14 protein-coding genes are annotated in these 14,578 nt (G+C 30.9%); 12 read left to right on the top strand and 2 right to left on the bottom strand.

The window, feature by feature from the left end:
- The 12 genes from atpA to Q0C58_RS07205 all read left to right on the top strand — a co-directional run.
- A partial coding sequence (atpA, locus tag Q0C58_RS07150; protein WP_290699299.1) for a F0F1 ATP synthase subunit alpha occupies positions 1 to 1,341 on the top strand: 1,341 nt, incomplete at its 5' end.
- A 115-nt stretch (positions 1,342 to 1,456) separates the two neighbouring features.
- Positions 1,457 to 2,317, top strand: a complete 861-nt coding sequence (atpG, locus tag Q0C58_RS07155) for an ATP synthase F1 subunit gamma (RefSeq protein ID WP_290699302.1) — start codon at positions 1,457 to 1,459, stop codon at positions 2,315 to 2,317.
- 154 nt (positions 2,318 to 2,471) lie between these two features.
- Positions 2,472 to 4,109 carry a hypothetical protein gene (locus Q0C58_RS07160; RefSeq protein WP_290699305.1) on the top strand — a complete coding sequence of 546 codons (1,638 nt, stop codon included), beginning with the start codon at positions 2,472 to 2,474 and terminating at the stop codon, positions 4,107 to 4,109.
- A gap of 130 nt (positions 4,110 to 4,239) precedes the next feature.
- Positions 4,240 to 4,848 (top strand): hypothetical protein, encoded by a 609-nt coding sequence (locus Q0C58_RS07165; protein ID WP_290699308.1) that lies wholly within the window; start codon positions 4,240 to 4,242, stop codon positions 4,846 to 4,848.
- Between the two features lie 129 nt (positions 4,849 to 4,977).
- The gene (locus tag Q0C58_RS07170) at positions 4,978 to 6,438 is read left to right on the top strand and encodes an oligosaccharide flippase family protein (RefSeq protein WP_290699311.1); all 1,461 of its coding nucleotides are present in this window, start codon (positions 4,978 to 4,980) and stop codon (positions 6,436 to 6,438) included.
- A 47-nt stretch (positions 6,439 to 6,485) separates the two neighbouring features.
- Positions 6,486 to 6,920 carry a dUTP diphosphatase gene (dut, locus tag Q0C58_RS07175; protein ID WP_290699314.1) on the top strand — a complete coding sequence of 145 codons (435 nt, stop codon included), beginning with the start codon at positions 6,486 to 6,488 and terminating at the stop codon, positions 6,918 to 6,920.
- Between the two features lie 11 nt (positions 6,921 to 6,931).
- The gene (locus Q0C58_RS07180; RefSeq protein WP_290699317.1) at positions 6,932 to 7,870 is read left to right on the top strand and encodes a tetratricopeptide repeat protein; all 939 of its coding nucleotides are present in this window, start codon (positions 6,932 to 6,934) and stop codon (positions 7,868 to 7,870) included.
- Positions 7,871 to 7,906: 36 nt separating this feature from the next.
- Positions 7,907 to 8,926 (top strand): sugar phosphate nucleotidyltransferase, encoded by a 1,020-nt coding sequence (locus Q0C58_RS07185; RefSeq protein WP_290699320.1) that lies wholly within the window; start codon positions 7,907 to 7,909, stop codon positions 8,924 to 8,926.
- Between the two features lie 113 nt (positions 8,927 to 9,039).
- On the top strand, positions 9,040 to 10,404 hold the full coding sequence (locus Q0C58_RS07190) for a tetratricopeptide repeat protein (RefSeq protein ID WP_290699323.1): 1,365 nt from the start codon (positions 9,040 to 9,042) through the stop codon (positions 10,402 to 10,404).
- Positions 10,405 to 11,178, top strand: a complete 774-nt coding sequence (locus tag Q0C58_RS07195) for a DUF4292 domain-containing protein (protein WP_290699326.1) — start codon at positions 10,405 to 10,407, stop codon at positions 11,176 to 11,178.
- 2 nt (positions 11,179 to 11,180) lie between these two features.
- Positions 11,181 to 12,410, top strand: a complete 1,230-nt coding sequence (locus Q0C58_RS07200; RefSeq protein ID WP_290699329.1) for a peptidoglycan DD-metalloendopeptidase family protein — start codon at positions 11,181 to 11,183, stop codon at positions 12,408 to 12,410.
- Between the two features lie 81 nt (positions 12,411 to 12,491).
- Positions 12,492 to 12,683, top strand: a complete 192-nt coding sequence (locus Q0C58_RS07205) for a hypothetical protein (RefSeq protein WP_290699332.1) — start codon at positions 12,492 to 12,494, stop codon at positions 12,681 to 12,683.
- Between the two features lie 137 nt (positions 12,684 to 12,820).
- On the opposite strand, the gene Q0C58_RS07210 is transcribed toward Q0C58_RS07205, so the two are convergent.
- Together Q0C58_RS07210 and Q0C58_RS07215 are read right to left on the bottom strand one after the other, a co-directional pair.
- Entirely contained in the window at positions 12,821 to 13,330 is a 510-nt protein-coding gene (locus tag Q0C58_RS07210; protein WP_290699335.1) for an acyl-CoA thioesterase, read from the bottom strand.
- A 192-nt stretch (positions 13,331 to 13,522) separates the two neighbouring features.
- Entirely contained in the window at positions 13,523 to 14,461 is a 939-nt protein-coding gene (locus tag Q0C58_RS07215) for an SPOR domain-containing protein (protein ID WP_290699338.1), read from the bottom strand.
- Positions 14,462 to 14,578 lie beyond the last annotated feature (117 nt).

Consider the following 14,578-nt stretch of genomic DNA (forward strand, 5'->3'; position numbering starts at 1 on the left):
GTAGGCGTAAGAGAAGGTTCTACAGTAAAGCGTACAGAACGTATTGCATCTATTAAAGTAGGTGAAGGTATTGTTGGTCGTGTTGTAGATACTTTAGGAAACCCTATTGATGGAAAAGGACCTATAACTGGTGAAACTTACGAGATGCCTCTAGAGCGTAAAGCTCCAGGTGTAATTTACAGAGAGCCAGTAACAGAACCATTACAAACAGGAATTAAAGCAATTGATGCAATGATTCCAGTAGGTAGAGGACAACGTGAGTTAGTAATTGGTGACAGACAAACAGGTAAAACTGCAGTTTGTATTGATGCTATCTTAAATCAAAAAGAATTTTACGATGCAGGCGAGCCTGTATATTGTATATATGTAGCTGTAGGTCAAAAAGCAGCAACAGTAGCATTAATTGCTAAAACTTTAGAAGAAAAAGGCGCTTTAGCTTATACAACAATTGTAGCAGCAAACGCAAGTGATCCTGCAGCAATGCAAGTTTATGCACCATTTACTGGAGCTTCTATTGGAGAATATTTTAGAGATACTGGTAGACCAGCTTTAATTGTTTTTGATGATTTATCTAAACAAGCCGTTGCTTATCGTGAGGTTTCTTTATTATTAAGACGTCCACCAGGACGTGAAGCATATCCTGGAGATGTATTTTATTTACACTCAAGATTATTAGAGCGTTCTGCAAAAATTATTAATAATGATGCTATTGCTAGTGAAATGAACGATTTACCAGATTCGCTTAAGCCAATCGTAAAAGGTGGTGGTTCATTAACAGCTTTACCAATTATTGAAACACAAGCAGGTGACGTATCAGCATACATACCAACAAATGTAATTTCAATTACAGATGGACAAATTTTCTTAGATGGAGATTTATTTAACTCTGGTGTACGTCCAGCAATTAACGTAGGTATTTCTGTATCTCGAGTTGGTGGTAATGCACAGATTAAAGCAATGAAAAAAGTATCTGGAACATTAAAATTAGATCAAGCACAGTATCGTGAATTAGAAGCGTTTGCTAAGTTTGGATCAGATTTAGATGCAGTAACTTTAAATGTAATAGAAAAAGGAAAGCGTAACGTAGAGATTTTAAAGCAAGGTCAAAACGATCCGTTTAAAGTAGAAGATCAAGTAGCAATTATTTATGCTGGATCTAAAAACTTATTAAAAGACGTTCCTGTAAATAAAATTAAAGAGTTCGAAAGAGATTATTTAGAATTCTTAAACGCTAAGCATAGAGGTGTTTTAGATACTTTAAAAGCAGGAAAATTAACTGATGAGGTTACAGACACATTAATTACAGTGTGTAAAGATCTTTCAGCTAAGTATAGAGCTTAAAATAGTTAAGAGTTTAGAGTTATAAGTTTAGAGTTTTCTAACTCATAACTCTAGATTTTAATAATAAAACTAATGTCACTCTGAGCTTGTCGAAGAGTCTTTATAAAAATAAAGAATGGCTAATCTTAAAGAAATACGTAATAGAATATCATCAGTGTCTTCAACGATGCAGATTACTAGTGCCATGAAAATGGTATCTGCTGCAAAGTTAAAGAAAGCACAAGATGCTATTACAGCAATGCGTCCTTATGCAGATAAGTTAACTGAACTTTTACAAAGTTTAAGTGCTACGCTAGATGCAGATACTGGAAGTCAATATTCTGAAGTAAGAGACGTAAAAAATGTACTTATTGTTTCAATTTCTTCAAATAGAGGTTTAGCAGGTGCTTTTAACTCTAACATTATTAAGCATACGCAACACTTAATTGATAATGTTCACACAGGAAAAAACGTTTCAGTAATAGCCATTGGAAAGAAAATAAACGATGCTTTTACTAAAAAAGGAATTGTTGCTGGAAATCACAGTGAATTATACGATGATTTAACGTTTGATAATGTTGCAACAATAGCAGAAATGCTTATGGAGAAATTTGTTACTGGTGAGTTTGATAAAATTGAAATTGTTTACAACAAATTTAAAAATGCAGCAACTCAAATTGTAATGACTGAGCAGTTTTTACCAATTGTACCTATTGAAGGCGCAGTAGTAGTAAATGCAGATTATGTTTTTGAGCCTTCTAAATTAGAAATAGTAGAGCAGTTAATACCAAAGTCTTTAAAGACTCAATTATACAAAGGCATTAGAGATAGTTTTGCAAGTGAACATGGTGCACGTATGACAGCTATGCACAAAGCAACAGATAACGCAACAGAGCTTAGAGATCAATTAAAATTAACATACAATAAAGCACGTCAAGCTTCTATTACCAACGAGATCTTAGAGATAGTTGGTGGAGCAGAGGCTTTAAATAACTAGTTAATAATTCTTTATAAAAAGAATAATAAAAATTTAAAAAAACCTTATTCAGTTTGGATAAGGTTTTTTTATGTAAAAAATGTAGGACTTTACTTGTAAAATTCTATTTTTGTAGCTTTAATAAACCATAAAAATAAATTTTAAAATATTACCTATGAAAAAATTATTCGCTGTACTACTATTATTAATTTGTTTTAATGTTTCGGCTCAATTAAAAGTTGGTAATATCGACCTTGATTTTGGAAAAACAATTACAAATAAAGATGGAGATATTATAAAAATAGCTGGTGAAAAAAATAATACAGTTTATGCGTTAGCTAGAAAAAAGAAAAATTTCTTTTTACAAACTTTTGACGCTTCAACAAAAGCTTTTAAAAGTAGTTCACTACTTAAATTCGACAAAATTAATGGTAATAAATTACAAATAGAAGATTTAGCTATTGTAGGTGAGAAAGTATTTTTAATGCTATCTTATTATAATAAAAAAGGAAAAACATATAATTTTTTAGCAAAAGAAATATCAGGAAAGAAGATTGTTAAAACTACAAAAGTACTTTCTGTCCCTGTAGAAAGTAGGAAGAAGAAAGGTAGTTTTGTATTCACTCCATCCTATGACGAGTTTAATTACCTTATTACTCACGTAGGTATTAATTCTAGAAAAGAACAATTAAAATACACTGTAATTTTATTAGACGATAATCTAACAGAAGTTTTAAATGATAGTTATGAAATTGTTTTTGAAGAGAAGAATAGACAGCTATTCGATTTTTCTGATGTTCAAGTAAATGAACATGGAGATGTTTTAATAGCAACAACAGAAAGCTATAGAGATAAAAAGAAGAAAACAAGTGTTAATAATATAACAATTCATTCTTATTTAGCTAAAAGCAATTATAAGAAGCAAGTTACAAATGTAAGCCTGTCTGGTAAAAGAGCATTAAACTGTAGCTTAATGGAAACAAAAGATAATACGTTACATGCTATTGGTTTTTATTCTGATATTAAAAAAAGTGGAAAAGCAGAATCGACAGTAGAAGGTATTTACGATGTTACCTTTAATTATAACACTGGAGAAGTCACTAAGAAAACGTTTAATGATTTTACTTTTGACGTTAAAAAACAACTTATTGGAGAAAGAAGAGCTAAAAAAGGTAAAGATTTAAAACCGTATTACCAAAATATTTCTTTTGTAGAAAGAGATAATGGAGGTGTTATTGTGCTTTCAGAATATAAACTTATTGTTGTAGGTAAATCAAGTGGAATAGGTCCTTTATCTATTACACCTTATACTTATATAACAAACGAAATTATAGTTACAGCTTTAAATAAAGACGGAACTTTAGATTGGAGTAATGTTATACCAAAAGAGCAGCAAGTAAAAGTTTCTGAGTTAGGATTATCTATTTCATTTGCAGGTAGTTCTGGAGGAGTTTCTGTATCTGCTGGGTTATATTTTCCTTTAACCGTTTTAGGTAATGGACCAGAATACTTGAGCGCTATACCAATCTATCATAACGGTCAATTAACTGTTATTGTTAACGACGATCCTAAAAATATTGGAATCACAAAAATGGACGATGTTAAAAAGGTTAGAAACGTAAACAAAATGATACCAGTAGCATTTTCTTTTAACGAAAAAACAGGAGAGTTAACAAGAACCGATCCTAGTGAATTTGAAAAGAAACAAATAGTTGTAAGACCAGCTACAAAATATGCTAAAAGTTCTAACAATTACCTTATTTATGGTGGTAACAAAAAAGGGAATTCATTAGGTGAGTTAACTATTGATTAACACCTACAAAAGAATTAAAAAAAACCTTATTCAATTTGAATAAGGTTTTTTTCGTTTAACTTACTTTTATAATTTAGTAAAAAACGGAACAAAATTTGTTTTACTATATTTATAATTAAATTAAATCAATATGAAACTATATAAATCATTAGTATTTTTAAGCTTGTATGTAGTAATACTAATCAGTTTTACAAATTGTAAGAGTTCAAAACAAGTAAATAGTATGGAGGAAATAGAACATACAGATAATGCAGATCAGGATCATACAGAGCATGCAGCAGAAGGTGATAATACAGAAGCAGAGCATACGCAGGTAACTCAAGGAAGAGGTAAGCAGACACCACTTTTTATACGAGAAACGTATTTTCAAACCTGGATTGCTGGAAAACAAGCTGGAGGATCTGGAATAAATATTTATTTCCCAATGTTAATTAACCAATCTAATTACAAATTAGAGAAAGTTTATTTTAGAGGCATGATTGGAGACATGCAATCTGGGAAAGCATCGCATTTTGCAAATTTAAAATCTAATAATGGTGATTTAGTAATGAGTAATGATGAAAATGCCGAATATGGTAACACCATTCCAACAAAACAAGAACCTTTTCCTTTTAAATTAGAGTCTAATGAATGTATGATAAGTTATATAGATAATGGCAAAATACAGTACTTTCAAGTCTATAATATTATTGAAAAAAAGGGAGACTATTTTCCTTCTGCTCCACCAAAAAAAGACTAAAAACTAGATTTTTCTATTTAATTCATTAACTATTTCTAATACCTATTAGTAAAATTTAAAAAGTAAACCCAAATACTTTTATAGGTCTAACAGAATCAATACATTTAGACTAATAATTTTTATACTAATTTGAGCGGATTTAAATCTCTTTTTAAACAAACATTTATTTATGGTTTAGCAACTGTGCTACCACGAATGTTAAGTTTTATTTTAGTTCCACTTTATACAGATCCAGAAGTGCTTTCTGTAGCAGAATACGGACGAGTTTCTTTCATATTCGCTTATTTTGTACTCTTTAATGTTGTTTTAGCTTATGGGATGGAAACAGCTTTTTTTAGGTTTTTTAATAAGGAAGACAACCAAGAAAAAGTAACAAGTACTTCTGCAATATCATTGATAGTTAGCTCCTTTACTTTATTAGGGTTAGCTTTTTTGTTAAGAAATCAAATTTCAACTCTAATAAATATAGAGCTTAAGTATTTAAACCTAATCTTTATTATTCTGTTATTAGATGCTTTAGTAATTATACCTTTTGCATGGTTGCGAGCAACAGCAAGACCAATGCGTTACGCAGTTATAAAAATATTAAACGTAGCAATTAACTTAGGCTTAAGTGTTTTCCTGTTGATATATTTAAAAGATTTATCGCAAAGTAATTCCGTTTTTAATAGTATTTATAAACCAGATTTCGAAATCAGTTACATATTTATTTCAAACTTGGTAGCAAGCGCTACAACGTTATTACTATTACTTTCATTTTACTCTAAAATCGAATTTAAATTCGATACCGTTTTATGGAAAAAGATGATGCGTTACGCAATGCCAGTTTTAATTGCAGGTGTTGCTTATTCTGTAAATGAAACTTTTGATAGAATTTTACTAGAAAAATTATTGCCTTCAAATATTGCCGACGAACAAATTGGAATGTATTCTGCTTGTTACAAGCTAGCTTTATTTATGACCTTGTTTGCAACTGCTTTTCGTCTAGGTATAGAGCCTTATTTTTTTAGTCACTCTAAAACCGAAAATCCTCAAAAAAACTATGCTAAAATTTTAGAATACTTTGTAGCTTTTGGTTCTGTAATTTTATTAAGCGTTGTTGTTTTTGCAGATATATTAAAACCATATATTATTAGAAGCGAAGCTTATTACAAAGCTATGTGGATTGTACCTTTTATTTTGTTAGCTAATTTTTGTTTAGGAATTTATCACAACCTTTCTGTTTGGTACAAAATAACAGATCGCACAAAGTTTGGTGCTTATATTTCAATATTTGGAGCCATAGTGACGTTGGTATTAAATTATATATTAATCCCAAAAATAGGATTTAAAGGTTCGGCAATAGCAACACTTGCAGCATACGCAATAATGATGTTATTATCCTTTTACTTTGGAAGAAAATACTATCCTATTCCTTATAACTTAAAAAGGATTGCACTATATTTTAGTCTTTCAATGGTATTATCAATGCTGTATTTCTATAATTTTAGAGGTAATTATGTTATTGGGATTGGAGCATTAATTGTATTTTTAGGCTTAGTTTTTCAGCTTGAAAAAAATGAAATAAAACAATTACTAAAAAGTAAGTAACCTGTCATTCAGAACGTAGTGAAGAATCTTATGATAGATCAATCAATATGAAAATAAAAATAATAAACAAATCGGCTCACGCATTACCACATTATGAAACCATTGCCTCTGCAGGAATGGACTTGAGAGCAAATATTAAAGAAAGCATTACATTAAAACCTATGGAACGCGCAATAGTAACAACAGGCCTGTTTTTAGAGCTTCCTATTGGAATAGAAGCACAAGTAAGACCTAGAAGTGGTCTTGCAGCAAAAAAAGGCGTTACAGTGCTTAATGCGCCAGGAACGGTTGATGCAGATTACAGAGGAGAAGTAGGTGTAATTTTAGTTAATTTGTCTTCAGAAGTATTCATCATCGAAAACGGAGAACGCATAGCTCAGCTTGTTATCGCCAAACATGAAAGAGCAGAATGGCAAGCAGTAGAAACACTTTCTGAGACCGAAAGAGGAGCAGGTGGTTTTGGAAGTACAGGAGTAAAATAAAATAACCAATTATGAAAAATTTATTCGCATTAATACTAGCATTAATAAGTACAGTAGTATTAGCTCAAGACAAATCAGATAAAATAGTAACCGTTGGTTACGATGCCTGCGAATGTATTGGCGAAATAGATTTAAAACTAGATTACGAAGGTAAAAGTAAAGCAATTAATAGCTGTATAGAAAGTGCTAATTCATCATATCAACTGTTAAACAAATTAACTACAGTTTCTCAAACTCTAAAAGAGAATGAGGCTACAAAAGATTCTATTAATGCTATTAAAAAAGAAGTAAATATCACAATTTACACAAACGAAGATGTGCAAGAGATTAGAGACTATCTCTTAGAAACGTGTGGAGACATGGAAAGCATCTATTTTTCCAGTAATAAAACAACAAGAAAATCGTATTCAAAAAACGAAAAAGCTTTAAAACAGTTTAGTCTAGGTATAGAAGCAGGAGAAGCTCAAGATTATGAAAAAGCATTAAAACACTACAAAAAAGCGGTTGCTATAGATAAGAAATTTGCTTTTGCTTGGGATAATTTAGGTATTACTTATAGACTATTAAATAAAAATAAAGAAGCTGTAGAGGCTTATAAAAAATCTCTAAAACTAGATGCTAAAGGTAAAATACCACTAATGAATATTGGTGTTGCTTACGAGAAATTAGGAGAATATGATAACGCTATAAAGTACTATAATAAGTACAAAAAAATATATAAAAAGGATCCAGAAGCGCCTTATGGTCTTGGAAGAATGTATTTTGAAAACAAGCAATATATGCAGGCAGTAGATAACATGATGCAAGCCTACATACTATACATCGAGATAGAATCACCTTACAAAAAAGATGCAGAAGCGAATCTTAAAATAATGTATCAAGCATTAAAAGCAGAAGATAAGCTAGACATTTTTAAAGCAGCCGCAAAAAAGAATAAAATAGATTTATAAAATTCATCATTTTTATAAAAAACAAATCAATATATTATGAAAATAATAGTACCAATGGCAGGACGAGGTTCTCGACTGCGTCCACATAGTTTAACAGTGCCAAAACCATTAATTCCTGTTGCAGGACAACCAATTGTACATCGTTTAGTTAAAGATATTGTTAAGGTTTTAAATCAACCAATTGAAGAAATTGCCTTTGTTTTAGGCGATCCAGCTTGGTTTGGAGACGACGTTGTTTCTAGTTTAGAAGCTTTAGCAAAAAGTTTAGGTGCAAAGGCATCTATTTATAGACAAGACCAACCTTTAGGAACTGGTCATGCAATAATGTGCGCAAAAGAGTCACTTTCTGGACCAGCAGTTATTGCTTATGCAGATACACTTATTCGTGCAAATTTTGATTTAGATCCAGAAGCAGATTCTGTAATTTGGGTAAAACAAGTAGATAAACCAGAAGCGTATGGTGTTGTTAAGTTAAACAACAATAAAGAAATTGTAGAATTGGTAGAAAAGCCAGAACAATTTGTTAGCGATTTAGCAGTTATTGGAATTTATTATTTTAAAGAAGTTTCGGCCTTAAAAGCAGAACTTCAAAAAGTACTAGATAATAACATTATTAATGGAGGAGAATACCAAATTAACGATGGTATTAAAGGCATGATGGCTAACGGTAAAGTTTTTAAAACAGGCGAAGTTAGCGAATGGATGGACTGCGGAAACAAAGCAGTAACATTAGAAACTAACCAACGTATGCTAGGCTTCTTAAAAGACGATGGAGAAGAAAAACTTATTGCTTCTTCAGTAAAGAACGAAAATTCAAATATTATTGAACCGTGTTATATTGGTGAGAATGTTATACTAAAAAACACTACAATTGGACCTAATGTTTCTATTGGAAACAACTGTGTTATAGAAGATAGTACAGTTAAAAATAGTTTAATACAGAATGAAACCACAATAAAAAACGCTAATTTAGACGAAGCTATGATTGGTAATCACGTTAAGTACGATGGAAAGTTTACCAAAATTAGTATAGGAGATTATTCAATTTTAGAATAACCTAGTTTCTGCAACTTGTGCTGAACTCGTTTTCAGTAAGACAGAAATCTCATAAATTTTTTGGAATAATCTTTGAAATGTCATTCAGAGCGAAAGCGAAGAATCTAACATAAATGAACAAACTAAGCTATATATTACTTTTTATCTTTGGGATATTTCTATGTCCTTTAGTTACTTCTGCGCAAGTAGATTTTAATGCAACACCAGACGACGACTTAGGAAACGTGTCAGACGAGTTTCAAGAATTATTTTACGAGGCACTTCAGCAAAAAGCAAGAGAAAACTACGACAAAGCTATTATTGCCTTGCAAAAAGCTATAGAAATAGACGATTCTGAATCTATTCTTTATTTCGAATTAGGTAAAAATTACAACAAACTTAAAAATTTTGGTGCTGCAGAAGATGCCCTTAAAAAAGCAGTAAGTAAAGAGCCTGAAAACGAGTGGTATTTAGATGAGCTATACGAAAGTTACGCACAACAAAAAGAATACGATAAAGCAATAAAAACAATTAAGCAACTGGTAAAATACCATCCTGATTATAAAGAAGATTTGGCTGCTTTGTATGTAAGAACAAAAAAATATAAAGAAGCAATAGATGTTTTAGACGATTTAGATGAAGAAATAGGTGTTTCAGATTCTAGAGACCGTTTAAGAAATCAAATTTATAATGCCACAGGACAAAAGAAAAAACAAATTAAAAATTTAGAAGAGCGTGTTGACGAGAATCCTGAAGCCGAAAAAAACTACTTGGCTTTAATTTTTAGATATAGCGAAAGTAATAACACTAAAAAAGCCTTTGAAACTGCTAAAAAGTTATTAGAGGTGCATCCAGAATCGCAATTAGTCCATTTAGCACTATATAAATTTTATTTAGATGACAATAAAGCTGAAATGGCTATAAAATCTATGAAAGTTGTTTTAGGAAGCCGTAAAATTAAACCGGAAGCAAAACTAAAAGTATTAGCAGATTTTGTAAATTTTGTGGGCAAGAATCCACAATACGAAAAAGATTTAGTAGATATTACTTCTTTAGTTAGCGAAAGTGCTGCAGACACTAAAACGTTTATTGAAATTGCACAGTATTATTTAACTAAAGACGATAAGGTAAAAGCTATAGAATACTACATAAAAGCACAAAACTTAGAACCTGAAAACTTTACTATTTTAAGAAACATTATCTTATTACATATTGATTTAAAGGAATTTAAAAAAGCAGAACAAAAAAGCACAGTAGGTTTAGAAAAATATCCTGCACAACCAGTTCTTTATCTTATAAATGGCGTTGCATTAAACCAGTTATCTAATTATAAAGAAGCTATAGAAACACTTGAAACAGGTTTAGATTATATTATAGAAGATAATAAAATGGAAGCCGATTTTTACAAGCAGTTAAGTAAAGCTTATACTGGCATAAACAATTTAGCGAAAGCAAAAACGTTTACTGATAAAGCTAAAAAGCTAGAAATCCCTAATTAAATGACATTTAAACCTCAAATAATTTCCCTAATATTTGTGCTTTGTATTGGTTTAGTAAGTTGTAAATCTGCCAAAACAGTTGCAGACGATGGCACTTTAAATACAAACCTATCTGCAAAGCAAATAATAAAAAACAACGTTAAAAGTGATTCTAAATTTAAAACGTTAAGTGCGAAATTAAAAATAGAATCTCATGAGGGTAAAAAGTCTCAATCTGTTTCTGTGTCTTTAAGAATGGAAAAAGACAAAACCATCTGGATGAGTAAACTAGGCATAGTAAAAGCACTAATAACTCCAACTAGAGTAGCCTTTTATAATAAATTAGATGGCACTTATTTTGATGGAGATTTTAGTTATTTAAGCGAGCTGTTAGGTACAGAATTAGACTTTAATAAGGTACAAGCTCTACTTTTAGGAGAGCCTGTTTTTAAACCCAATACAAAAGAGTACCAAGCTTCAGTTTTCGAAAAATCTTATATGCTTGCGCCTATAAAGCAAGACGATTTATTCGAGTTGTTTTTACTTTTTAATCCTACACATTTTAAAATGGATTCGCAGCAAATTACACAATCAAAGACTAAACGACATCTTGAAATAAATTATTTAGCCTATCAAGAAGTAGAGAAAGAAATACTACCTGAACGTATTAAAATTATAGCTTTAGAAAATGACGATCAACTAAAAATAGATCTAGAATACAAAGGTGTAACATTAAATCAAGACCTTAGGTTTCCTTTTAAAATACCATCTGGTTACAACAAAATAGAACTTTAATAATGCATATTTTTCAAAATAAAATATTAGTTTTTAGTCTGCTATTTTTTAGTAGCACTTTTATTTTTGCGCAAAGCGGAAAGCAGAAAGAACTAGAAGCAAGACGTCTAGAAATTACTAGAGAAATACAGCAAATAAACAAGTTGCTAACTTCAAATCAATCTAAAAAAAAATCTGAAGTTTCTCAAATTGAAGATTTAAGTTTAAAAGTTAGTGCGAGAGAAAATCTTATAAAAGTTACCAATCAGCAAGCTAATTTGTTAACACGTGAGATTAACAATAACCAGAAGCAGATTACAGAAAACAGAGATGAGCTTACGCTTTTAAAAGCAGGTTACGCTAAAATGCTACAACAAGCGTATAAGAATAAAAACAAGCAAAGCCGTGTTATGTTTCTATTATCTTCTACAAATTTTAAGCAGGCTTATAAACGTGTTCAGTATTTAAATCAATACGCAGATTACCAAAAAGAGCAAGCCAACAAGATAAAAGCAAAAACAATTACACTACAAGAAGCAAACACAAACTTGTTAACTCAAAAAGCAACAAAAAGTAAATTAATTACCGAAAATAAAAAAGCACAAAAAGCATTAGAAGTAGAGCGTAGTCAGCACGAAATGATTATGAAGTCTATTAAAAAGGACTTAAACAAATACACAGCTCAAGTAAAAACAAAGCAAAAAGAAGCCAGACGCATCGATAGTGAAATAGATAAATTAATTAGTGCTGCTATTGCTGCATCTAACAAAAAAGCTGGAGTAAAAACTACAACAAAATCTAAAAGCTTTGCTTTAACAGCAGAAGCAAAGGCGCTTGCTGCAGACTTTCTAGGTAATAAAGGTAAATTACCTTGGCCAGTAGAAAAAGGTGTTATTAAATTGCGCTATGGTAAGCAACGTTCTCCTGTAGACCGTAACTTAACTATTAATAGTAATGGTGTTAGAATTTCTACAGAGAAAGGCGAAAAAGTACGTGCCGTTTTTAATGGTGAAGTTATGGGTATTTTAAAGCCTAGACGTAGTAATCCTATTGTAATGGTTAAACATGGTAACTACATTACTACGTATCAAAATTTAGGTAAAATTTACGTAAAAAAAGGCGATAAAGTAACTACAAAACAGGAGATTGGAGAAGTGTTTACTAATCCTTCAACTGGCGAAACTATTCTAAAATTTAGAATTGATAAAGATAATAAAACACAGAATCCTTCGAGTTGGATTTTTAAAATGTAAAATTTCAAAAACTTGAATTTTTAGAAATAATCAAACAATGAAAAATCAATATTTGCAATATTTCTACTATGCTTTGGCACCTTGATTGATTGCAAAAGTTCAAATGCTAGCCTTGAAAAAAATGGTTTAAATAAAACATATATAGAGTTTTTAGGTGGAAAGCTAGATAAATTACTTAAAGAAGATCAATTAACAACAAAACAATTTATATCTAAAAATGGTTGTAATAAAGAGGAAACTTCCTTTGCTAAACGAGCTATGATGCTTTATTAAAAGGAGATCTTAAAAAAAATTAGTTCATCATGTTTGAATAGTTATTTTGAAAAAAATCAAAATCCGCCATTTAATATAGCTTTCGTTGGAGTATTTAACTGTGAGACTTATTGATTGAAAAGAATTCTATTTTTAAATTAATCAAACAACGCCTTCAACTCAGTAGCATCATTAGGTTTTATTTTACCAGCCAATAGTAAACTTAATTGTTTACGTCTTAAAGCACCATCAAAACGTTTAATCTCTTCTTCGGTTTCAGGAATTAATTCTGGTACGCGAACAGGTCTTCCAGTTTCATCTACTGCAACAAAAGTATAAATAGCTTCGTTGGCTTTAGCTTTAACACCAGATTCTCTGTCTTCTATCCAAACATCTATATAAATTTCCATAGAGCTTGAAAAAGCTCGAGACACTTTAGCATCTACAGTAACTACACTTCCTAAAGGAATAGCACGATTAAAAGCCACATGGTTTACAGAAGCTGTTACTACAATACGTCTAGAATGACGACGTGCACTAATACCTGCAGCACGATCCATTCTTGCTAATAATTCGCCACCAAAAAGGTTGTTAATTGGGTTGGTTTCACCAGGTAAAACCATATCTGTCATTATTGTTCTTGAGTCTTTTGCTGTTCTTGCTTCCATATTTTGTAATTCCTGCGAAGGCAGGAATCTAATATTGTTGTTTTCTTTATACTTTTTGAAAACTTCTGTTAAGACGAAAATTAAACACTTCTTGAGATCCTGAAACAAGTTCAGGATGACATTTTTTAAAACACAAAGGTAAGCCGATTTAGAATTTCAGCTTTTAAAATTTAGGAAAATTTAAGATTAAATTTAATCTAAGTCTTTAACCAGTAGCCAAGCCTCTTGATTATTACTTTGGCGAATAGATTTTAGCTCGTTAATTGCTTCATTTCTGTCGCTAAAACTAGCATAAGCAACCTGGTGCAATCCGTATTTGTTAACGCCTATTTTTCTAGCTTTAAAACCTAGTTCTTGTAGTTGCGATACTTTTTTATCACAGTTATTTTCTACTCTAAAAGCACCAGCAACAACATGGTAATTTCCATACTGCTTACTCACATTTAAAGTAGCGGCTGGCAATGGATTACTTATTACAAAAGTAGCTTCTTGAATTTTAGTTTCTAATTGAGCATTAGCCTCTTCTTGTGCTATTTCGTTATGCGAATTAATCTCGTTTACATAATGGTTACCAGTAAATAATCCACCTACAGTTAATGCAATTAATACAACAGCAGCATATTTAAGATAAGGTTTAGCTTTACGTTTTTCTGGAGTAATTGTTAATGGAATTACCTTTTCAATAGCTTCAACTTCTTCCTTGTAAACTTCACGAGTAATAGCAGGAGAAACTAATTGAGATAAACCAAAAGCATCTGTTAAATAGTTTAAATGGTAGCTTGGATTAAATTCAAGTTTACCCTCATTATTAAGTTTTAACTCACCAACATTTTCAAGTAAAACTGTTTCGCCTTGCGTTAAATTAGACTTTAAAAATTTTACACGATTTGCAATTTTTATGGTAGCTGTTTCAAAAGGAATTTTCTCCACATCAGCAATATAACGCGCTAATAAACCATCGTTAGTTTGAATTTGCTCGTTAAACGATAATTGTTTTTTTGGCGGATAAAAGGCATTTGTAGATTCGTGAACAGTTGCCGATACGCGTTGCGATAAAAAAGCACCAAACTCAGGCACAGTAACACACTCGTAACGGTATAATAAATCACTTATGTAAGTCTCTAATTGCATAAAACAAAGTTAATTTTTTTTGTTGGCGAATAAAATTTAACACACATTAGTTATTAACAGCGTTAAAATTCTTTTATTGTAGTCTCAAAATCAATAGAATAAAATGACAGAAAATGA

The sequence above is a fragment of the Lacinutrix sp. genome, from assembly GCF_023299985.1.
Lineage (GTDB): Bacteria > Bacteroidota > Bacteroidia > Flavobacteriales > Flavobacteriaceae > Lacinutrix.

What these genes read in the sequence shown, in the direction of transcription:
- dut (WP_290699314.1), top strand. Translation starts at nt 6,486, where the DNA reads ATGAAAATAAAAATAATAAACAAATCGGCTCACGCATTACCACATTAT.
- Q0C58_RS07195 (WP_290699326.1), top strand. Translation starts at nt 10,405, where the DNA reads ATGACATTTAAACCTCAAATAATTTCCCTAATATTTGTGCTTTGTATT.
- Q0C58_RS07210 (WP_290699335.1), bottom strand. Translation starts at nt 13,330, where the DNA reads ATGGAAGCAAGAACAGCAAAAGACTCAAGAACAATAATGACAGATATG.
- Q0C58_RS07160 (WP_290699305.1), top strand. Translation starts at nt 2,472, where the DNA reads ATGAAAAAATTATTCGCTGTACTACTATTATTAATTTGTTTTAATGTT.
- Q0C58_RS07200 (WP_290699329.1), top strand. Translation starts at nt 11,181, where the DNA reads ATGCATATTTTTCAAAATAAAATATTAGTTTTTAGTCTGCTATTTTTT.
- atpG (WP_290699302.1), top strand. Translation starts at nt 1,457, where the DNA reads ATGGCTAATCTTAAAGAAATACGTAATAGAATATCATCAGTGTCTTCA.
- Q0C58_RS07165 (WP_290699308.1), top strand. Translation starts at nt 4,240, where the DNA reads ATGAAACTATATAAATCATTAGTATTTTTAAGCTTGTATGTAGTAATA.
- Q0C58_RS07190 (WP_290699323.1), top strand. Translation starts at nt 9,040, where the DNA reads ATGAACAAACTAAGCTATATATTACTTTTTATCTTTGGGATATTTCTA.
- Q0C58_RS07185 (WP_290699320.1), top strand. Translation starts at nt 7,907, where the DNA reads ATGAAAATAATAGTACCAATGGCAGGACGAGGTTCTCGACTGCGTCCA.
- Q0C58_RS07180 (WP_290699317.1), top strand. Translation starts at nt 6,932, where the DNA reads ATGAAAAATTTATTCGCATTAATACTAGCATTAATAAGTACAGTAGTA.
- Q0C58_RS07215 (WP_290699338.1), bottom strand. Translation starts at nt 14,461, where the DNA reads ATGCAATTAGAGACTTACATAAGTGATTTATTATACCGTTACGAGTGT.